This window comes from Paenibacillus sp. NPDC058367, assembly GCF_042723305.1.
Classification (GTDB): Bacteria; Bacillota; Bacilli; order Paenibacillales; family Paenibacillaceae; genus Paenibacillus_AQ.
The window spans coordinates 852,279-876,034 of the sequence record NZ_JBHXIZ010000001.1; the positions used below are offsets into that span (position 1 = coordinate 852,279).

16 protein-coding genes are annotated in these 23,756 nt (G+C 43.8%); 4 read left to right on the forward strand and 12 right to left on the reverse strand.

Features of this window, described 5'->3' with window-relative positions; translation table 11 throughout:
* Nucleotides 1–47: 47 nt before the first annotated feature.
* The 4 genes from ACFWMP_RS03935 to ACFWMP_RS03950 form a co-directional block, all read right to left on the reverse strand.
* The gene (locus tag ACFWMP_RS03935; RefSeq protein WP_379422073.1) at nucleotides 48–6,710 is read right to left on the reverse strand and encodes an S-layer homology domain-containing protein; all 6,663 of its coding nucleotides are present in this window, start codon (nucleotides 6,708–6,710) and stop codon (nucleotides 48–50) included.
* 156 nt (nucleotides 6,711–6,866) lie between these two features.
* Nucleotides 6,867–7,706 carry a carbohydrate ABC transporter permease gene (locus tag ACFWMP_RS03940; RefSeq protein ID WP_081392974.1) on the reverse strand — a complete coding sequence of 280 codons (840 nt, stop codon included), beginning with the start codon at nucleotides 7,704–7,706 and terminating at the stop codon, nucleotides 6,867–6,869.
* Nucleotides 7,707–7,721: 15 nt separating this feature from the next.
* Nucleotides 7,722–8,660, reverse strand: a complete 939-nt coding sequence (locus tag ACFWMP_RS03945) for a carbohydrate ABC transporter permease (protein WP_076283100.1) — start codon at nucleotides 8,658–8,660, stop codon at nucleotides 7,722–7,724.
* Nucleotides 8,661–8,732: 72 nt separating this feature from the next.
* A complete protein-coding gene (locus tag ACFWMP_RS03950) occupies nucleotides 8,733–10,076 on the reverse strand; it encodes an ABC transporter substrate-binding protein (protein WP_379422076.1) in 1,344 nt (447 codons plus the stop codon).
* 351 nt (nucleotides 10,077–10,427) lie between these two features.
* Between ACFWMP_RS03950 and ACFWMP_RS03955 the strand changes: the two genes are divergently transcribed.
* Together ACFWMP_RS03955 and ACFWMP_RS03960 are read left to right on the forward strand one after the other, a co-directional pair.
* On the forward strand, nucleotides 10,428–12,206 hold the full coding sequence (locus tag ACFWMP_RS03955) for a sensor histidine kinase (protein ID WP_379422078.1): 1,779 nt from the start codon (nucleotides 10,428–10,430) through the stop codon (nucleotides 12,204–12,206).
* 30 nt (nucleotides 12,207–12,236) lie between these two features.
* Nucleotides 12,237–13,847, forward strand: a complete 1,611-nt coding sequence (locus ACFWMP_RS03960) for a response regulator (RefSeq protein WP_379422080.1) — start codon at nucleotides 12,237–12,239, stop codon at nucleotides 13,845–13,847.
* A 167-nt stretch (nucleotides 13,848–14,014) separates the two neighbouring features.
* Here ACFWMP_RS03960 and ACFWMP_RS03965 read toward each other — a convergent pair whose 3' ends face one another.
* The 5 genes from ACFWMP_RS03965 to ACFWMP_RS03985 form a co-directional block, all read right to left on the reverse strand.
* The gene (locus tag ACFWMP_RS03965) at nucleotides 14,015–14,497 is read right to left on the reverse strand and encodes a DinB family protein (RefSeq protein WP_042186968.1); all 483 of its coding nucleotides are present in this window, start codon (nucleotides 14,495–14,497) and stop codon (nucleotides 14,015–14,017) included.
* Nucleotides 14,498–14,693: 196 nt separating this feature from the next.
* A complete protein-coding gene (locus tag ACFWMP_RS03970; protein ID WP_256721566.1) occupies nucleotides 14,694–15,341 on the reverse strand; it encodes a sugar O-acetyltransferase in 648 nt (215 codons plus the stop codon).
* A gap of 12 nt (nucleotides 15,342–15,353) precedes the next feature.
* The gene (locus ACFWMP_RS03975) at nucleotides 15,354–15,737 is read right to left on the reverse strand and encodes a VOC family protein (protein WP_042186963.1); all 384 of its coding nucleotides are present in this window, start codon (nucleotides 15,735–15,737) and stop codon (nucleotides 15,354–15,356) included.
* A 28-nt stretch (nucleotides 15,738–15,765) separates the two neighbouring features.
* The gene (locus ACFWMP_RS03980) at nucleotides 15,766–17,118 is read right to left on the reverse strand and encodes an MATE family efflux transporter (protein ID WP_379422083.1); all 1,353 of its coding nucleotides are present in this window, start codon (nucleotides 17,116–17,118) and stop codon (nucleotides 15,766–15,768) included.
* On the reverse strand, nucleotides 17,115–17,735 hold the full coding sequence (locus tag ACFWMP_RS03985) for a DapH/DapD/GlmU-related protein (protein WP_042186958.1): 621 nt from the start codon (nucleotides 17,733–17,735) through the stop codon (nucleotides 17,115–17,117). The genes ACFWMP_RS03980 and ACFWMP_RS03985 overlap by 4 nt, the downstream gene beginning before the upstream one ends.
* Before the next feature lie 141 nt (nucleotides 17,736–17,876).
* Here ACFWMP_RS03985 and ACFWMP_RS03990 point away from each other — a divergent pair, with 141 nt between their 5' ends.
* Nucleotides 17,877–18,773, forward strand: coding sequence for an AraC family transcriptional regulator (locus tag ACFWMP_RS03990; protein ID WP_379422085.1), 897 nt, complete (start codon nucleotides 17,877–17,879; stop codon nucleotides 18,771–18,773).
* Nucleotides 18,774–18,905: 132 nt separating this feature from the next.
* Here the strand turns inward: ACFWMP_RS03990 and ACFWMP_RS03995 are convergent, their stop codons facing one another.
* Nucleotides 18,906–19,817 (reverse strand): DsbA family oxidoreductase, encoded by a 912-nt coding sequence (locus ACFWMP_RS03995; RefSeq protein ID WP_379422087.1) that lies wholly within the window; start codon nucleotides 19,815–19,817, stop codon nucleotides 18,906–18,908.
* A gap of 152 nt (nucleotides 19,818–19,969) precedes the next feature.
* Here ACFWMP_RS03995 and ACFWMP_RS04000 point away from each other — a divergent pair, with 152 nt between their 5' ends.
* On the forward strand, nucleotides 19,970–20,308 hold the full coding sequence (locus tag ACFWMP_RS04000) for a winged helix-turn-helix transcriptional regulator (protein ID WP_341125599.1): 339 nt from the start codon (nucleotides 19,970–19,972) through the stop codon (nucleotides 20,306–20,308).
* Between the two features lie 15 nt (nucleotides 20,309–20,323).
* Here the strand turns inward: ACFWMP_RS04000 and ACFWMP_RS04005 are convergent, their stop codons facing one another.
* Nucleotides 20,324–22,312, reverse strand: coding sequence for a GTP-binding protein (locus tag ACFWMP_RS04005; protein ID WP_379422089.1), 1,989 nt, complete (start codon nucleotides 22,310–22,312; stop codon nucleotides 20,324–20,326).
* Between the two features lie 360 nt (nucleotides 22,313–22,672).
* Nucleotides 22,673–23,632, reverse strand: coding sequence for a methylenetetrahydrofolate reductase (locus ACFWMP_RS04010; protein ID WP_339802525.1), 960 nt, complete (start codon nucleotides 23,630–23,632; stop codon nucleotides 22,673–22,675).
* Nucleotides 23,633–23,756 lie beyond the last annotated feature (124 nt).

Here is a 23,756-nt window from a genome sequence, read left to right on the forward strand (position 1 = left end):
AACCTGGCACCCGCTAAATGCAGCTGCCAGGTTCATGGAAGTGCGGCTTACAAATATCCCAGCAGATTGGCGATGACTTGCGCACTTTCGGCACGGGTCATCATCTCTTGCGGTGCGAATTGCATATTGCCGCGTCCTTTTATCAGCCCTGCCTGCTCAGCGAAACTTGCTGATTTCTGTGCCCAGTCATGAATTAGGGAATAATCACTGAACGAGCTTGCTGAAACTTCATTTACCTTGCTGCCTTGTAAATATTCATAAGCCCTAACGATCATTACGGCCATTTCCTCGCGGGTAATGCTGCGGTCCGGTGCGAATGAATCCGAACTACGTCCGAGCACTATGCCCGCTTTGCTTACGGCTGCAACGTACTCTGCATACCAAGCTTTGGAGTCCACATCAATAAACGTTGAATGACTTCCCGCCTCTAAGCCTAGCGCTCTTGCAATCATGGTCGCGAATTGTGCTCTTGTCACTTTCCCTTGCGGATTAAACTCAGTATCGGAAATACCTTGGATAATATGTTTAGCCGCCATTGTCTTAATAACATCCCTCGCCCAGCTATCCGTACTGACATCCAAGAATGTCTTGTCATATTCTAGGACTGCAAACTGGCTTAAATGCTGTATTTCCGTACTCCATTTTCCATCAGCTAGCGTTCCGCCCATAAATTCAAGAGCTCCGTTCCCGGCTATATTGTAGATGCCCAGCAAATTAGGATTGGAATCTGAATCTACTATGAAGGTAAGCGTCAGTGGCTTATCAAAACGGGTTACCGGTACGGCAGTGCCATTCGTACTAATAACTTCCAAACTGAAGTTAATTACATCACTTGCAGCAGATAACTGAACCGAGCCGTTGACAGCTGGGTTATTCATAAGCTGTTCCACGGCAACTCTGGATGCCTTCACGGCCGAGAGTTTGATTCGTGCTCCATCCACTTGACCTCCTGCAGCTTTCTCCTGGATACTCTTTAGCGCTTCTGGGGTCAGTTGGATAGCAAATGTATTCCATACGAGACGCAGCGTGTTCACTCCGATAATATTTGACACTCCCACAGGAAGCAGTACGGAATCAGTAGCATCTGTGAGCTGAACTGTTATTCCCCCTCCAACCGGAGCCGTGAAATCGTCACTGTTAAGAATACGCGTGGTCTGCGGTAGCGGTGTTGGTGTTGGCGATACCGTCGGTGCTGTGGTCGACACCGGCCCTGAGGTTACTTCAGGTACAGGTGTTGGTGTAGGATTTGCTGTGGGTTCAACTGTCGGTGTTGGTTCTACCGTTGGTGTTGAAGTCGGCGGTTGCTGTGCTTCTCCCACTGTAACTATTCTTATAACTTCAACAGCCGTATTGCCCGCGGAATCGCTCACATTATAATGATAAATGTAAGTGCCTGCTGATGAGGTATCTAACGTCTCCGTATGATTCCCATCCTTCGTAATCGTCGCCACAATACGTTCTGTAATATCGCCATCGCGGTTATCCATTGCGGTGGCTCCGGCATCTGTATAGCTTGCGCCATTGTCCAGTTGAACAGATGGTTCACCAAGCAGTGTAATGACCGGCTTCAGTACATCTGGATCTTCCGATACGATTACTTTTCGGGTGACTTCCGCAGCCGTGTTGCCTGCGGCATCGCTGACATTGTAATGGAAGGTGTAGATATCCGCTTGCGCTGTATCTAACTCCGTCAGACCATACACTTCACTGCTGACCGTTGTATTGATGCGGTCTGTGATATCACCGTCTTGGTCGTCATACGCAGTGGCTCCTGCATCCGTATATTCAGAACCCATCTGCAGATTGACTATGGCTTCACCTATCAAGGTAATCTCCGGCTGCTTCATATCTGGCTCCGGTAGCTTAATCGTTCCGCTGGCCGCAGCTTCTGCCTTCGCCTCGCCCTTGTTCAGTAATACTGTGAAGCTGAAGCTGCCGGCTGTGTCATCAGTAGCTTCCTGGAACGAAGATAGGGTGATATCACCCATCGTAACCCCCGTATCACTGAACCCGATTAAACCGTTCATCGTTTGGAGCAGCCAGGTCCGGACTCCATCTTCGCTGTTAGCTGTTTCCTTCTGCACGCTATATGCAGCACCTTCTATAATACTTTTAGCCTCGTTTACAGCCTGCTCATTGACAATGCTGACCCTGTCCTTCGCCACTGCTAAGTAACTGATCACAGATGCCTGACTATTCGTATTGTTTATCGAATATTTCACGACGCCGCTCACCGGCAGCGTAAAGTCATGAGTGATCGTGACGCCATTAGGACCTGCGAGTACACCGGTCTTGACCGTTTCGTTCACTGTCTTCCCTTCAGCATCAGTGTAGCTAAGCGTGATATCCATCGTGCGGTTGCTCATATTCCACCAGTCCCGATGGAACGATGTAATCGTGTACTTTCCTGCGCTCAGAGGGAAGGTGTAGATCAGAGGTGTATTCTTTGTATTCGAGCTGTAGACACCTGTCTGAGTTTTATCCGTGATAACCACGGCACCGCCAAGCCCTTTGAGATTATAATTTGCCCCTGTATTGATATGACCCCACACAGCGCCTGTTGATAGTTGATCCGCGGTGCTATTCAGAAGGCTGTCGCCCACGAAATTCTTGATCACCGTATAGGGTGGTGTGACGACATCCGCCGAAACACCGACATCCAAAAAGTACACGAGACCTTCTGGCACTACTTCCACATTAGCAGTGGTTTTTAGATTGCCATAAGTGCCGGTTACAGCTACTCTTTCATAGGGTGTGTTGAAGCTGACCGCGTCTAAATTCCACTTCACAGACACCTGCAATTTGGATCCATCTTCTCGGGTAGCCTCCAACTTATCTGGAAGATTCGGCAGTTTCCCGACATAAGTGGCAATATCCTGAGGAGCAGCAAGCTCCCGTATATCCCCTGTTGTCAATTGGTTCTGGGCAGAGATCAGACGTACCGCGAGTTGCACAGCTCCTTCCTGATCCAGTCTGAAATCAGCAGCATTGTCTAGTGCTTCTTGGGCGGTGTTCTGTGCGGCTGCAAAAAGCTGCCAGTCTCTATCCGAATATTCATCCCGTTTGGTAAATTCTTTCGCTGCTATTACCGCTGATTGAAGAGCAGCTGTATCCACAGCACCCTTTACTTCACCGGAAACAACCGCTACCGCGTCCACAACCAAAGTACCGCTTAATACCTTTATCTGAACGTTATGCTGTCCATATTTAAGTCCGCGAAGCGTGTACGTTTGGTAGAGTTCTTTAGAGGCCATCGTATCGGCTGACAGTGTGACAATTTCATCATCAACAGTCACTTCTAACTTAGCCGATCCATTATTCGGTCCCAGAATATCTAACCCGGTGCCTTCAAAAGAATATTCCATCGTAGCAGCTGCACCTTGACTGGTAGATAGGGAACGTTGATAAATATACATACCAGCCCCGTTTTGATGACTCCACAAACCGCCGTATTTTAATTTAGGGTTTGGTGTAGCAGCCAGATCATACATTTCAAGATTATCCAGTAATTCGGAATAGTATGGCGTATAGCCGTCAATCGTCTCGACCTTCAGATTATCGAAACGAACATGATAATATCCACTGGCTAAATCTACCCGACCAGACAATTCAGGGTTCGGATCAGTATAAGAAGCCAGTTTCACATCGTCCAAATAGGCAGTCACATTATCACCTGCAACCTGAATGGCAATGTTATGCCAGGCATCATGTGCGGTGTTAAATCCATCCAGCTTTACTCCACCGGAACCGCTCACTACATTGCCACTCGCTACTGCGCTATTATTGACCAGCAGCTGCCAACCTCCGTCAAACCAGAACTTCAGTACATAAGGTGTGCCGTTTATAGTGTGAGAGCTGCCGCCTCCTTGATACCGTGCGCCAATCGCAGCATAGTTAGCTCCGCCCTGCGTACTGTTCGTCTCGAACGAAACATCTACACTGGCCTTGTAATTCGTCCACCGGTTATCACCGATAGCCGTTACGGGATCTCCACCGTTCCAAGTACCACCCAGCCCCATAATTTCCGTATCCAGCTGTTGGCGCAGAACATAGTTGTCAGACCCGTCCGGAAGATACGCCTCAAATGCACCGTTGCGGTCGTGCGTATACCTTGGTATCACACTTTTGGAACCGCCGCGGGATTCAATATAGCTTTGGGTGCCAGCATTCTGCCCACCTGCCCCGATCTTCACAACGGATTGATTGGAGTAGTCAAAATCATCGGCGTACAGGATATTGTCCGCTGTATTTTGAATCCTCCCTGTGGCGTCGGTATCAAGCACGATGCGGTCGCCTTCTACAGGTAACGGTGTTTGATACGCCTCATTGTCCTTGTTCTTCAGAGTGGTCACAGTCAATGTCGAATATGGTTTGACATGAATGGTATAAACCCCACTGCCATCAACAGCGACATCCCCGAGATATTTCATATAATTGCTGTTGAAAGCTTCGCCCGCGTCTGCCGCACGAGTCTCCCATACTTCCAATGAGGGATTACCCACAAAGTTCATATTTACCGTCTGAAGCTTATAGGTTTTGGCATATTCACTATCGTTCACGATAACGGTTGAAAAATCGCTTCTGTCAGGTGAAGCAAGCGTCATATAGCTAGGAGAACCGTTGCGACCGCTAACAGGGTTAGTGCCTGTTGCTCCCGTGGAGCTAGCCTTAGGAACTGCTCTCCAAATCCCTGCCGTATTATCCTCGTTCTCCCAGCCCACATTGGCGAACCAGCTGTAATGCTGCAGAGCAACAAGACCTGCATCATAATGAATCCATCCCGACCACGGATCACGTGCGCTAAGTAGTTCCTTAAACGAATATTGTCCACCTTCGTAGAAGGAGCCGATTGCCGGCTGATAAATAAAGTGCGTCCGGCGGGAATTGACGAATCCTTTAATAATCGTATTGCTCATCTCCAGTGGACTGCCAACACCGCCGATACCGGTTCCTTCCACTGTAGGGTCCTTCACATTATTGTTGGGACGGAAGGCGGAGTTACTGAAGGTGGACTGTGCCTCACTGTTCCATACTTCAATATCATATTGTTCCGCGAGCTTTTTGAAATTCCCTGCGCTGTCGTCGTCAGTGTTATAGTGATATCCGGCGATCGGAGCCGCATCCCTTAGAGAAGCGTCGCTTACCATACTGCCGCCAAATGAACCAATCCCTACTTCATCAGAGATCACAACTTTGATCTGGTTATAGAGCGCTTGCTCTTCTGGGCTTGTAAAACCTTCGTTATCTGTTTTAACACGCTCAGCGTACTGCTTGGTCCAGGTCAAATCAGGCGTATGCTCGTTGATATGAGGATTGACGTAGTCGACCATATAGCCATACTCACGGTAAGCAGCAAGAATTGTATCTTTATACCAGGTATAGATTTTATCATTGTTGCTTGCCCAGGCCGGAGCACTCCATCGAAGGATGCTGACCTTGAGATCCGGATTCGTAGCCTTGGCGTCAGCCGCAAGCTGGAATCCGGGATGCCTAGTGACATTGGCTTCTTCATCGGCCGTACGCATAGTAGCCGGGTCCGGGCCGGTAGAGTTGTTACGGTCATTGCCCATCTCGATTTTCACATGCGTCATAATGGGATGCTCTCCACCGAACAGAATCCGCAACATTTCTGCGTAAGCTTCCGGATGCTCAGCCTTATAATCCATCAACAGGGCACTGGTGCTGTTGGCACTTAGTACGCCAAATCCCTTGAACGTTAGGCCGTTGACATTGTCCACTTTAATATCGTTGCCGTCGAGTAGAACCTTGACCATGGAAGCTGCATTCTGCCGAGCATCTTCGATCTCTTTTTGAATCCCGCCTTTGGCAACGGCGAACCAGCTCAAGATTGGTTTCTCACCGGAAACATAGGCATAGGTCAATGTCATAGGGCTACTAGCGTCGATATCACCGGGAATAGTGAATTCGCCGGAAATAAGCGGAGTCACATTAGTATTGAATTGTGCAAACGAGATCGTCTTTGCTGCCCCATTTGTATCCTTATATTCGATCTGAGGCTGTATTACTCGAGTGCGGCTGCCATACCAATCATGGAAACCACTACTGAGTGTATAGGTTCCAGCTTCTGGAGCCATTAATTTATATACAATATGATTGCTAGTAGGGTCGGCACGAAGTCCTACTGTCCATATGGATGGATCAGTTGCAGGATCGGTAAGTCCTCCGTCTTTGGAGTTCTTCACCTTGTTTATGGAATCATCAAATCCCCAGGCAGTCGTTCCGGTGACATATTTCTGATCTGGTGACGGGTTGAGCAACGTGCTACCGGACAGCGTTTTGACTGCTTCGTACAGTGGCGAAGAAGTAGGACCATTACCTACGGAATCGCCCCCCCTGCCGCTATCCACAAAGTAAACCAATGGATTCCTTGAAGGTGGAATAACTTCTACATTGGCAACAACCGGCCCACCATTCGCTGTACCCGTGACTGTCACTGTGTCATAAGGAACAGCAAAGGTATCTTCACCTATATTCCATTTCACAGTCGCAGACTGGCCTCCAATGTCAATGCTAGCAGGCAAAGTAGTGTCAGCAGATGTCTTCGCCCCCATATAGGCGGCTGCGAAGATAGTATCCACTGTAGCCGCAGATACAGACGGCATATGGAGTGCCGGAAACATTCCAACTACAAGCGCAGTGGTCATCATCATTGAGAATAGCTTTTTTCTAACGAAGTGTTTTCTGCTCATTCTTTAATCCTCCTTTTGCTATAAATGGTCTCTCGACATGTTTCATGCATGATTTGACTTTATCGCCCAGCAAACAAAGAAAGCGCATTCATTTCATTAATAAGCTAAAAAAAACTGGCAGCATGCGAAAACTGCAACTGCCAGGTTCAAACCTGTCTAGCCTTTAATACCAGATGCTGCGACGCCTTGAACGAAGTACTTCTGAAGTGCCAAGAAAACAATCACAACCGGAATAATGGAAACCACACTTGCAGCCATTATCAGACCGTACTCGGCGGAATATTGCGAAATGAACATTCGTAGTCCAATTTGTATAGTCTTGAGTTTCGTATCCGTCAAATAAATCATCGGCCCCAAGAAGTCATTCCAAGTGGCAACAAAGGTAAAAATCGTCAAGGTGGACAAAGCCGGCTTGGATAGTGGCAGCATAATTCTCGCCCAAATCCCATATTCGCTCAAGCCATCGATTCGGGCCGCCTCGCATAATTCATCTGGGACTCCCTGATAGAACTGGCGCATCAGAAATACTCCGAAAGCCGAGAATGCCTGCAATAGAATGATTGCCAGATGGGTATTGTTAAGTCCCATGTAACGCATCAAGATAAATTGCGGCACCATATATGCCTGCCAAGGAATCGCGATCGTAGCGATATATCCAAGGAATAAAACATTTTTCCCTCTGAATTGCAGTTTGGAGAATGCATACGCAGCAAAACTTGAAGTCAATAGCTGCAAAATCGTTACGATAATTGATAATTTCGCCGTGTTATAAATGAAGCGGTCCAGTGGAATACGGGTCCAGATATCCACGAAATTTCCCCAGCGCGGATTCGCCGGAATCCATTGCATCGGGAATGAGAACACATCCTTGTTCAGCTTGAGCGAAGAAGACAACATCCATATATATGGAACAAGCATACAGAGCACCGTAGCAAACAACAAAATATACACTAGCACCATCGTGCCGATTCTAATTCCTTTATTTGTACCCACCATATCTTTTGAATCCTCCTATTGTCCGTATTTCTTCTCGCCGCGGAACTGGACGATGGTGATGCCAAGTACCAGCAGAAACAATACAATGGCCATGGCGCTGGCATATCCGTAATCAAGCGAACGGAACGCCGTATTGTAGATTTGATAAACCATAACCCTTGTAGAATCGTTCAACTGGTTATCAGCGCCGGCAAATAGGTTGATAAAAATATCGTAGACTTTGAACGAATTGATGACTAGAATCATCAGCACAAAGAAGGATGTAGGCGCCAGTTGAGGGACCGTCACATTGCGGAATCTTCTCCAGGCGTTAGCACCATCAAGTTCAGCAGCCTCATACAACTCAGGGTTGATCCCCTGTAGTCCTGCCAAGTAAATGACCATGTAATAACCCATGTTTTTCCACACAGTGAACAGTATTACTGTGAACATCGCCCAGTGTTTATCCGCCGCCCAGCGGGGAAGATCCTCTAGTGGGATACCGGTAAGGGTATGCAAAATATTGTTGATCGGCCCCATCGTAGGGCTGAAGATAAAGTTCCATACGGCAGCAACGGCTACCAAGGATGCCACATATGGGAAAAAGAATACGGTTCTCATGAAATTGCGGGCCATAATCTTCTGATTAAGCAAAATCGCCAGCGCCAGCGCAACAATCATGGTGAACGGTACTACGCCAATAGTGTAAACAATGGTATTCCATAATGCTTTATGAAATGTTGTATCTTTAATAAGCCGGGTGAAATTGTCCAATCCGATATATTTCATTGGATTGGCCCCATCCCATTTCACAAAAGCTAGGATAAAGGCAAAAAACATGGGTACTAGTGTAAACACGGCAAATCCGATAAAGTTCGGCGCAATGAAGCTGTACGCTACCAGGTTTTCCCGGACACCTTTTGACAAATGACGTTTAGGAATTTTTTTTGTATCCAATATGGTTTCGTTCTGCATTCTTTCTCCTCCAAACCTTTCTATAAAAGGCGGGCTTTCACCCGCCCTTAGAATTCACCAACTCTCTTCAGGTTAATTGTTCAAGAGCTGCTGTACGCGCGTATTCATATCCTTCAAACCTTCGTCGATCGAAGCGTTTTTGGTCATAATGTTATCGTGGGCTTCGTTTAGAATTACTTCAATGTCCGCACTCTTTTCATGCATTGGCATTTCCAAATAAGTCTGAACCGTAGTCAGTGCCGCTTTGCTGTTATCATCCGAAGGGAAACCGTCAATCGAAGTAATGGAACTGATAACTTCATCGTTCTTAATCGCTGGAATGGTTCCGGTGGAAGCAATGACCTTAGCACCTTCTTCACCAGTCACAAAGTTCATGAAATCAAGTGCCGCTTCTTTATTTTTGGATTTCTGATTTACAGCGAGGGAAGTAATTGTACCCAGTGTTGTACCCGCTTCCACACCATCCGGATGAGGATATTTCACGATTCCCCAGTTGGTCGATTGGGACTCGCCGCTTTTCACCTTTTCAATTTGAGTCGCGATAAACCAACTGCCCATGTTCATCATCGCAACGGAATTGTTGTAGAACACACCGGAATAATGCGTGCTTGAAGTCTTTAGTGTGGCGTAATCCATAACGATACCATCTTCCTGTTCTTTCAAGATCCGTTCATAGGTTGGCTTCAGGAAATCGTAGTTTCCACCGACAACGTTGTTCTTACCGTCAAGAATACCGAACAATTGAACCGCGCTCCGCCAAGTATGATAATGGGCTCCGTATACTTTTTCAGAACCGCTGCCGGAGGTCATTTTTCTAGCAAGTTCATCATATTGGTCGAATGTCATATCATTACTTGGATACTCCACTCCCGCTTTATCGAACAAGTCCTTATTATAGTAGACAACCCAGAAATCACTCCGGAAAGGAAGCGCATACACTTCATCGTTCACTTCGATCTGTTCTACAGTACCGCCATAGACAGATGGATCAATGTTTTTGTCTCCCATGAATCCCTTGAGCGGCTCCAAGTGATTTTGTTTCACAAGGTTTGAGTATCCAGGAATATCCTTAATCGTAAGAACATCCAGATCTGCACCACCGGACAACTGTGTACTTAGCATTGTCATATAGTCGGTGGAACCAAGATCGACATATTCGATCGTTACATTCGGATGCTCAGCTTTATAGGCATCGATCAACGGCTGATAGTATGCTGTGGCTTCCCAATCCCACAATGCCCATTTCAAGGTCACAGGGTCCTGTTTCGGTTCAGCGGAAGCGTTTGCAGTATTGCCCGTTTCTGGAGCAGCTGTTGCAGCACTGCCTTCGTTGTTGTTATTACCGGAACATCCGGCTAGCGCACTTAGGGAGAGTATTGTGGCAAAAGTCATGCCATAGAATCTTTTCAATTTCATATAAAAATCCCCTTTTCCTTCTGATTGTTTACACTGATCGGCTCATCCGATCTATTTCAAAGTTTAAGACTTTCCCATCTAGAATGGCATGTATTTTCAAACTCAGTTCATTCACTTTTCTTTGTTCTTCTCTTCCTCCTTGCTTCAAACCTGTAAAATCCTATTTAAAACATGCAAATTTCTCAGCACCTCTGCCTTCCACTGTATGGAATCACAGGAATATGCTATGGTGTTAATATGGATATCGGTAAACTAGTTAAGCATATTATAAATAGAAGATTAACTTTGAACATGCATTAATTGAAAGATATTTTTGAAACCGCTTTATATTTTTCCGCATTTTGTAGAGGAGTGTTCAATACGGTAAGAAAATCAACCATTAAGAGCCGCATTATTCTGATCATGACCATCTTTGCGCTACTGATCGCCGCTCTGCTATCCTTTTTCAGCTATGAATTGATTACCTATTATCAGCGTAAAACAACCATCCAGGCGACTGAGTTCAACCTGCAGCTAGTTTCCCATATTATTGAACAAGATTTGATTAATCTCTCCTCATTAGCGATGACCAGTAGCACCAACTCGTCCACCAATACATTACTCACTGATTATTTTGTATCTCCAAAGGCAAGCGCCAAGGATGCTGTTAATGTATTTAACTCCATGCAGGAGGACTTTCGGATCAATCGCTCCAATAGCTATGTCCGCCGCTTGATTGTTACGGGTAACAACGGAAAGTTCCTGCAGGTGGATAATTCCGTCAGCACTTCAATTCCACTTACTGTGCACAATATCGGTCAAATTCCCGGACTAAATAAAGATGCTGTGGAGCAGTGGGAACAAGTAATTAAGGACCCGCTCTCCACCACGAACGGAATTCCTTTTGTTCTACCTATTTACGGAGATGGGGCTGCCCGGATTGGAACGGTCTACTTACTCGCCAATACTTCCTTAATTACCGACAAGTTGAAGGGGTATTCCCTGCCTAAGAATTCCCGAATGCTGTTGACGCTCGGCAATCATCATTATCAGCTCATTGGCGATAAAGTGACTGCAATGACTACGCCGTATGAACCTGTGGCCTATACCGATGATAAGCCTGTCGGTCCACAAACCGAGCTGTCCATGATCAAGCTGGAGGATGAAGAAAGCCAAATCGTGGTCTCTTATCCCGTTCGGAGTGGAGTGATTCTGTCGCAGACCTTATCCAATGATCAATTCGCTCCCAAAGCAAATATATGGATTCTGGTAATGCTTGGCGTTTGTTTACTTGTCATCGTCTTAAGCGGCATTATTACTTTGTACTTAACCCGTAACATCAGTCTCCCGGTAGAGAAATTAAAGAAGCGAATTGATAAGATTGCCCAGGGCAACTTCTTGCTGGACCGCAATATCGAATGGAACAGTGAACTAGGTGATGTTGGTCGAGGTATCAACCGCCTATCACAGGACATTGTTGCGCTCATGGATAGCCGGCTCGCTGACGAGAAGCAGAAACAGGAGCTAGAGTACAGGATGCTGCAAAGTCAGATCAATCCCCACTTCTTGTACAACACACTGAATTCGATCAAATGGATGGCTACGATTCAGAATGCTACCGGCATTGCAGAAATGACTACTTCACTCTCCAGACTGCTGCGGAGCATCGCCAAAGACAACCGGAGACTAATGCCACTGAAAGATGAGTTAAGCCTGCTCGATGACTATTTTCTGATTCAGAAATACCGGTATGGCAGTACAGTCTCGATGGTGAAGGAAATTGAAGATGAGGAACTGCTCTCCGGCCTGATTCCCCGTTTCACGTTACAACCTCTGGTTGAGAATGCTATCTTCCATGGCATCGAGCCCAAAGGTAGAGGAGATATTCTCATCACGGTGAAAAAAAGCGGCTTTGCCGATATCCTGGTCACGATTGAAGACAACGGTGTAGGCATGAAGGAAGAACAAATCTCCACCATTCTGTGTGAATCGGAGGATGGAACTAAGGGAGTTTTTGAGAACGTTGGACTCCATAGTGTAAATGAGCGTTTACGGCTAGCCTTTGGGGAGAATTACGGTCTTTCGATTGAGAGTGAAATGGGCCAGTATACTCTAATGAAAATCCTTCTACCATTTATACAAAAAGAGTAGAATGGAAAATCTAGCAAGGATGTGGTCAAATTGATTAAATTATTAATTGCCGACGACGAAGCTCTTGTCTGTATCGGCTTGCAGTCTATGCTGAAATGGGAGCAATATAATATAGAGATTGTCGGTATCGCGCACAACGGTGCTCAAGAAGAAGAGATGATTGACACTCTCCGCCCGGACATCGTAATCAGCGATATCAAAATGCCAATTAAGAGCGGTTTAGAGGTTGCCGCTTCAATACGTCAAAAATATGGTCGACTTCCGCTCTTCATTATGTTGACTAGTTATGAAGAATTTCAATATGCACGCGCAGCTATAGAGGTGCAGGCCACGGATTATCTAGTAAAGCTGGAACTCACTCCGGAAACACTGGCCGAATCCATCCGAAAGGCCATTTCCTTTCTAGAGAGTTACCAGACGATGGAAAGCTACCCAAAGCTTGTTCACCGCGGCAACCTTCAGGCGCAGCGTGATAAATTCTTCATTCGTCTGTTCAATAATCTGTTCGAGAATAAGAACCAGTATCTCCTGCAGAAAGAGGATTTGGCGTTAGAGTTTTCCGAGCCCGCCTACCTGGTCTGTACTTGCCGCATTCTAGGCCCAGACACTGTCCCTCCCCGTGGAGATAAGCTGGTTGCCTTATGCTCAAGCACTGTACAAATGGCAAAGGACACGCTTACTTCTATACAACCCTGCTATGTCACCAGTCTTGACTTACGTAATTTCGCCGTTGCTCTACCTGTCCCCGAAGTCAATCCCCGTCACTGGATGTCTGACATTGAGAAGCAACTTACCGACATGGCATCCGTATTACATAACTATTTCAATGTAACGATTATTGGTGCCATAGGGTTTGCCGTCGAGGACCCTTATTTAATGCGGGAGAGCTACCTAGCAGCTCGAAAGGCATTGCCAGTTGCCGTGCAAGAACGGTCTTTTGTTTTCTTCGATGAGAATGAACCTCTAGAGCAGGAGCATCCGTTGTTTGATTTCTCTGAATCTCGTTCGGAAATCCGCCGTGCTTTTGAAGAACTAGATACCCTTGCTTTATACACCATCATCTCCAAGATGATTGAAATCTTCGAAGACCGACCTGACTTACTGGTGCCCGCCACTGATGCTGCCTGCAATATTCTGTATATGGCCACTTCGCTTCTTGCGGATGGAGAAAACATTGTAGAACATATCTTTGAAAATGAACCTGAAGGCTACCGGGCCATCTATCAGATGCATACAATTGAAGAGATCGCCGGCTGGTTGATTCAGTTCCGTGATGGCTGCTCGGAAATTCTCTCTACTCGAAGACAAAGCTATAAAGAACAAATCGTCAAAAATGTCCAGGAATACATCAAAAGAAATCTCGGCACTAAGCTTTCACTGAATCAAGTAGCAGATGTCTTCAATTTCAGTCCAAACTATTTAAGCCATCTGTTCTCCAAAGTCGCTAAGGTCAATTATGTAGAATATATCACGGAGACTAAAATCACTGTGGCCAAGGAAATGATGATGCGCGGTGAAGGTCGTATTTACGAAATTTCCCAAAAACTCGGTTATGAAAGTGCCTTCTATTTCAGTAAGGTCTTCAAGAAAGTGACGGGGATTTCACCCAGAGAATATATGCAACAAATTGAAGCAGGCTGATAGTGATCGCCGGCCCCTCCAAAAAGCAACAGCATTCTTTAGCAATAATAGTGACACTCCGTCCGACAACAAAAAATCTCGTTTCCAAGACAAATGTCTAGGAAACGAGATTTTTTCGTAGTACCATCCCTTTTCGGCAAGCTATCACTAGGGACAAGCACCAGTAACTATTTCATTTGAGCTTGTTCTTCTCGAGTAGGACCAATTACGCCAGGTACACGAAGACCTGCTTGACGTAAGAGAACAGTCATTTGACCACGATGATGTGTCTGGTGATCTATAAGCGATCTAAGCATTGCACCACGAGGCATTAATCCAGCAAAGGTCTGTACACTCTCAACCATTTGCTCGTCCGTTAATTTCTCAACCTCAGAAGCAATATTAGCCGCAATATTCTTATACGCTTCAACAATCACAGCCGCATGAGCCGGAACTTCCTTCGGATTGCCTACTGGAGTAAGTGTTAACCCTACCTGACCACCAAAAAACATCGGACAGGTTGCCAAGTGCCAACCTAACCATCCCAATGAGTTGTGACCTTCAACAATTACCTGATCTAATTTATCATCGGTAAGTGATTCAAGAACGCGAATTGTCCCTGCAGAAGCGCTTGCCCATTCTCCTAGAAAATCTTGAACTGTTCTGTACATTTGAAATCCCCTTTATTGGTCGTTAAATAACGATTACTTAGTCATACCAATTAAATTATAACCTGTCACAGGGTCTGTTACAAATAATCTAAAGGACCAACATATTTTTTCACTTAACTTGAGAAAAAGGGGACTTTCGGAGTATTCATGATTTTCGCATAATAAAATCTGGTCTATGGTTTGGGATGCTACATTTCTACTCGATTATATCGCAATCTGAAAGTATTTCCGGTTTATGGCGCATGCTATCCTGATTGGTTATTTTACGGATCACCTTACACGGTACACCTGCAGCAAAAGAATTTTCTGGAATGTCCTGAGTCACGACACTACCTGCACCTATTACGCATCGATCACCAATCGTAACACCTCCACATACAGTTACATTTGCTGAGAGCCAAACATCGTTACCAATGCTAACAGGCTTAGCATAGCATAAAGACGCAGCATCACCATTTTGATCAAGCATTTGTCTACGCTCGGAGGCAACGAATGGGTGAATAGGCGTAACGATGGTTACATTAGGTCCAAAACTCACATGATCACCTATCGTAACCTGTGCATCATCCTGGACTGTAAGGTTATAGTTTCCAAAAAAATGATCACCAATTTTTGTATGAACACCATAATGAAAAAAAATGGGACCCTGGATAAAACAATGCTCCCCTATGCTATCAAGTAACTGTGACAATATCGCTTCCCGCTCCTCTGTCTGATCCTCAAATGTTCGGCTATATTGACTACTCAAATTGTGGGCGAGAAGCTTTTTACGCTTTAGCTCTATGTTACCTGGATTGTATAATATCCCTTTGAATATTCGTTCTTCTTCTGTCAAATTGTTCACCTCTTTTAGTTTTTAGACAGTAAGTTCAATTTGAATATTTTCTGGCCCTAAAATACTGCTTTCATAATATCCGTCACCTGTGGTCCGTGGTCCACTTAACGTTCTAAATCCCGCTTCTGCCAATTGCTTGGTCAGCAGATCGACTTGTTCCTTACTGCCTAAGCTGAAAGCTAAATGAGTTAAGCCCGTCCGCAAGAGATCATGAACTCCTTCTACCATATCCGGTCTGCTCATAATCTCCAATCTCGCGCCGCCCTCAAACGTGAGAAAATAGGTTCTTAATCCCGTTTTGGGATTATGGTATTGTCGATTTGACTTCGCATTAAAGAATTGACTATAAAATTGTCTGCAGCTTTCTAAATCTTGTACATACATAGCAATATGTTCAATTTTCATAAAAATCTCCTTTCCGTCCCTACATGTATTAGTTTTGAACATAATTCCTCGTAATATCGTTAAGCCATTTAAATTTAAAATAACGCATTAAGGCAACCGGGGCTTTAATAACCTCGTCTAAATTGATGATAATAAATATCGTTAGAGGGGAGAGATGCCACACAAACGCACTCATGTATCCTAATGGTAATATGATGCCCCACATTACAATCGTGTCACACCAAAAGCCAAATCTAGAATCTCCTCCAGCAACAAATATTCCTCCAATCGTCGTGGAGTTTATCGATTTCGGAATACAACAATAAGCACAGACAAGAAGCATTCCACTCAAATATATTTGTGCTTGATCATCCAAATTAACAAGTAGAAACACTATAGGCTTCAGTAATAGCAAAGTAATACCTGCAACAATGCCAAACAAAATAGCATATACATTTAATATTTTCCCAGCTCTTTTAGCCATTTCAATTTCGCCATTGCCTAGATATTTACCAACAAGTACGGAGCCACCACTTGCAATACCTCCACATAATACAATGACCAGATTCTTAACGACTGAGGCAACTGAATTTGCAGCGACCATATCTGCATTGATATGTCCAATAATTGCAGATGTCACAGTTAATGCGCATCCCCAAACAATATAATTTCCTTGGACGGGTAGTGTATACCTCAAAAAATCCTTAATCAAATTACGCTGAAGCATGTCACGTAAAGGTAACCTAAACTTTATATTTGATTTGATCGAGTGGATGATACAGCAACCAAATTCAACGATACGTGCCAAAACTGTAGAGAAAGCAACTGCCACTATAGCCTTTTCTGAATTACCCGGATAAAGTATGAAAATACTTATTACATTCAAGAGAATGTTCAATATAAGACACATAGAACTGATCCAGGCACTCACACGGGCATTTTCCATGCTTCTAATTACACTAAAGTACATTTGAGATATTCCGCTTATCAGATAGGAGAACGAGATCACTCGCAAGAAACTCGATCCATATTGAATTAACTCGACGTCATTTGTGAAAAATCGCATTAATTGATCCGGCATCAACAGCGATATCCCAAAAAAGATAGCGGATATAATAATAGACATCGTACATCCAATACTAAAGACTCGTTCAATTGTCATTAAATCTTTCTTTCCCCAATACTGTGCAGTCAAAATCCCTACACCTGCTGCCAATCCCATGTAAAACAGTGTTAAAACAAATGTAATTTGCCCAGCCAACGATACAGCAGACATTGTAGACTGGTTAATAAAACCTAACATGAATATATCTATTGTCACGGCTAACGATGAAATGAGGTTTTGTAAAGCAATCGGAATGACCAAATTAAGCAATTGACGATTGAAATGCTTATCTCTCATCTCAAGCGTGCTTCTTCATCCAGATCTTCCTTGGTGATCTCTTTGTCTTTGTAATAGTATTTTTGGTCGTGTTCATTAATGGTGCGCATCACCCTGCATGGATTACCAACAGCAATAGAGTTAGCCGGAATATCTTTTGTTACAACACTGCCGGCACCAATAACGGTATTTTCTCCAATTGTGACTCCTGGACAAATTGTAACATTCGCCCCGATCCAACAATTGTTCTCAATTTTCACCGGATCAGCATACATATATCCTCTGTAATCTGGATGGATTGGATGTCCTACTGTAGCAATCGTTACAGATGGACCAAACATAACATTTTTTCCGATAATAATTTTAGTGTCGTCAACAAAATTACAATTAAAATTGATGTACGTTCCATCTCCAATCTCAATGTTCGTACCATAGCAAAAGTAAAAGGGCGGCTCGATCCACACCTTCGTTTCTTTACCAAATATCTCTTGCATGAGTTGTGTACGTTTTTCTAAATTATCTGGCGCTGTTATATTAAAGGCATGCATTCTTCTTTTTGCCTGTAGTCTGTCTTCAGGCAGTCCCTCACAGTAATCAGTAAATAGTTTACCGGAGGCAATACGTTCTCTCATCGTCATATTCCTGGCTCCTTATAATATCTTTTGGATTTTGTATTATTGTCGAGCAATATCAAAATTGTATAATTTCTTAGTAGTCCTATCCACCGAAATCAAATATAATTCTATTAAAATCGTATATTGTTTGAGGGAGATGTGATTGTGAGTGCAGAGCTGGAAGTATTCTCTGATTTATCGGAAGAACTAAATTATAATCTTCCTGATTTTCCGCTATACGTACGAAAAGGAGCACTTAATCATTTCGATAAATATGCAGCAGCATGCCATTGGCATCCGGACTTGGAATTTATTTTAGTGCTAGATGGGGAGATGGAGTATTTTGTAAACGGAGAAATTGTACTGATTGAACGAGGTAACGGAATATTCGTTAATAGCAAGCGTATGCATTATGGTTTCTCCACCAATAAATTGGATTGTACATTCATTGTCGTTGCTGTCCATCCTTCACTACTCGGAATAAACACACATGTAGGTAAAGTATATTGGGATGAGAAATTCGGTTCTAATACTGAAGATTATATTATGATTACTTCGCAAAGCACGTGGGAAAAGGAAATCCTGCATTCCTTACATCGGATTTATGAAGAAATGAACAGTATTCCTTGCAACCCACTACGCCTTCTTTCACTGGCTACATCACTTTGTGCAGACGTCGGAGATCATATACAGAGGGTTCCTGGGCAGATAAATGATGACCAGTCATGGATTGCCGTTTGGAAAATGACGGGATTTATTCATCATCATTTTGACCTTAGAGTAACCCTGAATGACATCGCTACCGCTGGGTCTGTTTGCAGGAGCAGATGTTGCGAGTTGTTTGGCACATACATTGGCCAAACGCCTAATACTTACCTAGTGCGATATCGTATTCAAAAGAGCTCCGAGATGCTGGTAGGAACTAATAGATCGATTAGTGAAATTGCGATGAACTGCGGATTTCAAAGTGCGAGCTATTTTTCATCAGTTTTTCGTAATGAGACTGGATTGACGCCTCAGAATTACCGAAAGAAATCTCGAACACCTTCCCGTTCAAATTAGCTTATTGACGGTGCTTCCCAAGAATAGCTTATTTTTCGGTTTGGCACTCGCGACCTCAAATCCACCCTCGCGAATGCCAAAGAAGCCAATAAGTCCAAAGATATCTTGGGTTATTGGCTTCTTTCATTATAATTAAGATACAACGTATGATTCACCTAATACACGCTTAATACTGTATGACCCCTCTATCATTTCAGTGGCTATAAATGACTCCATATCACTAGATTCAATATCATACAACACTTCAATTTCCTTGGAGAACAAAATGTTTCCTTCTTTGATAAGTTCAGAGAGAGATGGAACATTTTCAGCTTTCACATCTCCATTGTAAACTTGTTGAAGTCCGTCGACATAGGCTTCTAATGATCGTGCCCCCACAATTTTAACACCTTTATTTTCTTCATTCACCATGATAATGGTTGGAAATCCACGTACACCAAGTCTGCCTGCTAACTCAAAATCCTGCTCTAACAAATCTTGTGCCGATCCAAGAGCAGCATCCGCCACTATTTCTTCGCCATTTAGCCCAATGTTGTTGACTATATCAACTAATGTTTTCTCCTCTCCAATATTCTGATTGAAGGCGAATACAGCTTCTCTTGCCTGACGCAAAAACTCATTTTCTTTACCCGGATATATATTTTGTATAACCTTGTATACTCTAGATGGCGGGTACGAAGAAAGAATCGGATTGTTTTTCCACAAAGAACCATCGATAGGCATACGTGAATGTAAACCGACTTCTCTCCAATGCTCCGCAACATCTGAAGGCTGTTGAATGCCATTGGAGACATCTGCAAAACCATGCCAGCTAGAAAGCAAACCACCCATAATCGTCTTCACGTTAAAATATTGACCATACTGCAGAATAAAACGATTGAGTACCGGCTCAAGCGCCCAACAGTGGGAACAGATCGGATCTGTTGCATAGTAAAGTGTGATTTTGGGGGACTGTAGATTAAAGTCGATCATTTTCATTTGCTCTTCATCCCCTGGCCCACAGACACCGGTTTTAACGTCACACATCATATTTGAATTATTCATATATAAATCACCTTTCGCTGGAGAATCAAAGAAAGTGCCCTCTTGTAGAAGTTCTTTGTATGGGAGTATTATAATACCAATACAAATTCAAACAAGTACGTTTATTTTTAATACTAAGTATCTTTAATAATACTATTGGACAGGAGTTATGTATGAAATACGAATTTAGACTTGATCAATTATGTCCTGCAACCTTTGCATTCCATGTAATCAGCGGAAAGTGGAACCTCCCGATCCTAGCCATTCTAAGTGAGAACGACAACATACGCTATAACGAGTTAAAAAGAAGACTGCATGGAATAACAGGGACTACCTTAACCAACTCACTGAGGGATCTTATAGATTATGGAATCATTCATCGGGAGCAGTATAACGAAGTGCCACCAAGAGTTGAGTATTCTCTGACTTCATCTGGAAAAGAATTAGTGCCTTTAATTGAATCCGTTGTTGAATGGGGACAAAGAAATATTGGGGTGAAGGATAATTCCTAGAATGCTTTCTCACTCCTATTCCTGAATCTCCAAATGCATATACGAAGGCGCTTCATCCCAAGGAACGCTATATCCCGCTCCCTTTGCACAGAACATAGAGCTGGAGGTGTACTCAGGATCAGCGCTACGGTCGTATCCGATCCTTGCGATGACCTGTTCCGGGTTATGACATGGCTGATAACCGCCTAACTTCATCGAGATTGCTCCCTTGCCCTTCGTGAATGAAGCAAGCTCTACTGCATAATGCATGAACGTCGCGACAGGCGCACGTCCCTGAATAAACATCGATTCACCTAGCATTTCTGGCGGGTCAAATTCACCATGGGCCAGCTGTATATCAGACATTACGCGTCCGATCAGCTCTGCATCGACTTTGATTTTGAATTGATAATAGGGTTCCAGTAGAATCTTGTTCGCTTGCTCCAATCCCTGCCGCAGTGCCCGCAGTGTCGCCTCCCGAAAGTCACCGCCATGAGTGTGCTTCTGATGCGCTGCCCCGGTTAAAAGCGTTATATACAGATCGGTGACGGGAGAGCCGGTAAGAACTCCACGATGGTCCTTTTCAAGTAAATGCTGACCGACGAGATGCTGATACCCTGTGCTGAGCTGCTCCACATGGCATGTACTGCGATATGTAATTCCCTCACCACGTTTCGCAGGCGCAAGCCGGAGATGCACCTCTGCATAATGCTTAAGAGGTTCGAAATGCCCACAACCAATCACAATGTCTGCGATCGTCTCTTTGTATAATATCTCTGGCTTGGAGAACGATACCTTGAGCTGGAAACGGTCTAACACCACCTGCTGAAGTACCTCTAGCTGGATCATTCCCATCACATGAACATGAATCTCTTCCAGCTTGTCCTCCCATGTCACTTGCAGCGTAGGGTCTTCGGCTTGCAGGATCATGAAATAGCGTAGCACTTCTCTGGATGATATCCCCAAATTGAATACAACTTTGGATTTCAACGCTGACACAAGACGGGATTCTACTCGATCTGAATGATTACCTATACCCAGTCCAATGGCTGCATCAGTTAGGCCCGTAACGGCAACAAGCTGTCCCGCGGAAGCTTCATCGCATGAAGTATATTTCCCCCCATGATAGATACGAATAGAAGTGATTTTCTGGCTTAACTCCTCATGTTCTGAAGTTCTATAGCAGAGATCCTCCCGTACCCGTAATTTTCCAGCTAATATCTTCATAAAAGTCAGTCGCGTGCCTTGCAGCTCATGACGCACCTTATATACTCGTGCCTCGAATACTGCGTTTACTTCATAAGTCGATTCCATTAGTAGTTGCATCGTCTGCATCCATTCCGCAATCCCCTGATCCAATAGAGCTGCTCCACTCATAACGGGAAAAACCACCCGTTCTTTAACCATTTGTTTCAGCGTAGCCAATACCTGCCCAGGATAAATGTTGTCTTCGAAATATGCCTCCATCAAGGCTTCATCTCGCTCAGCAACGGCGGTAATGACCTCTTCAGGCAGCATGCTCTGATCTAGACCTTTTGCCAAATACAACATATCCGGCGAAAATTGCTGTCTTAACGCTTTTAGCACACGCTGGACGTCAGCACCGGTACGATCTATTTTGTTAATAAATATAAAAGTGGGTATGCCATATTCCTGTAGCAATTGCCAGACCGTCTCAGTATGCCCTTCAATGCCCTCCACAGCACTTAAGATGACTACCGCATAATCCATGACCTGTAAAGCGCGCTCCATCTCAGCTGAAAAATCGACATGCCCCGGTGTGTCAATGAGCTGATACGATTGTTCGTTATATTTCATCACCGCCTGGTCAGCAAAAATCGTTATCCCCCGTGCCCGCTCCATCTCATGACTATCCAAAAAGGCATCCTGATGATCGACTCTCCCCCGAGTCTTAATTCCGGAAGCATGGTATAGGAGCTGCTCTGCGAAGGTGGTTTTGCCGGCATCAACATGTGCTAGCAGTCCGATGGTGATTGGTGATGCTTCTGACAGTTTACAATACATATTTCTACCATCCATTCAGTCAATCTGTTATATAAGAATCGTAGCCGAAATCTAGTAGCTTGTACAGAATCTCTCACCACCGACAGCATGCGGTAACGCCCGAAGATCCATATTATCCAATGACATAACCATCCTCGATGAAGGATTTAGCTAGAATAATATGCAAGAAAGACACTAGACAAGCTATTGAGATGATGATCATGTCCCTATTAACTTATAAAAAAACGGTAACCCTTAACAGAAAGGATTACCGGCTCAATGAATAGTAAGTTTTTGTGGTTTTTCATTTTAAACGAGAATTCACTGTTAGAAAATTCAATGCGATAACGTTAATATTTCTAATCTCCTTAAAACAATTAATCATCTACTCTCTAGACTCAACAGCTTTTTATCTAGAAATGCCTTTACATCTTTAGCAAGCTGAATGGATGCTTCAATTTCCAACTTAGTTGTTGAAACACTTTCAATGCTGCATCCAATTGGAATTCCCTTCTCCAGCCCGAACTCAAATAGTTCTTCAAATATTTTTTGAGATAGCTGAATTGATTTATCCAAAATGTCGTTCGAGTATTTCAACTCGTTTTCTAACCATCCCGGGATACTGATCCCCAACCATTTCATAAATTGTAGTGTTTTCGCTGTGCCACATGGTGCAAGATTAAATAAAATAGGAACCATTTCAAAACCCTTATTTGTATTGTAATAATATAAATCAGACAATAAATTCTTTGATGCCTCTACATTATAAGTTGCCTGAGTGATAAAAAAGCTGCACCCATTGTTAATCTTTTCGACAATCCGTGTATGCTCATCATTCTTTTTTATATGTCTTTCAGGAATGACAACTCCTCCAAAATTCAAATTACTATTTAACTGTTTGCTTAGCTTATAAGCATCTGGTAAATTCAATTTCACCTCTTGCTTACTTGACGAAGCGCCCACATACACGGAAAATCTGTCTTCACTTTCGTCAGTCTTAATCCAATCCGCGAACGAAGCTCTTGTATCATTACCGACGCACCGATAAATTATTTTCGGGACCTCCACTTGTCTTAGATATTTATCACCATAGACAGCCGGATCAATCGTTGGTAAATATGGGTAAGGTCTTTCATGATCAACTCTTTCTGCTTCCTCCTGGACGTCGTAAAGAATTAAAGCATCTAAATCAACGTTTTTAAGTCTTTCAACCTGTTTCTGTGCAATTTCTGATATCTTTTCTGGTGAATGGCTTGCCTTCGGTGGTGTCATACCATATGTTAAAATACCAGGTTTCTTGCTCAATATTTTTTGTTTAAATGTACTCTCTGCCGCTCCCAAAATAAAAAACTCCTCTACACGTCTCTTTTAAGTTAAGGCTACCATGGCAGGCTTAATATGTATAACTTATATTTACTATATCTAGTTATATTTTAAAGCTATGATTCCCTATTGGTACTTATCG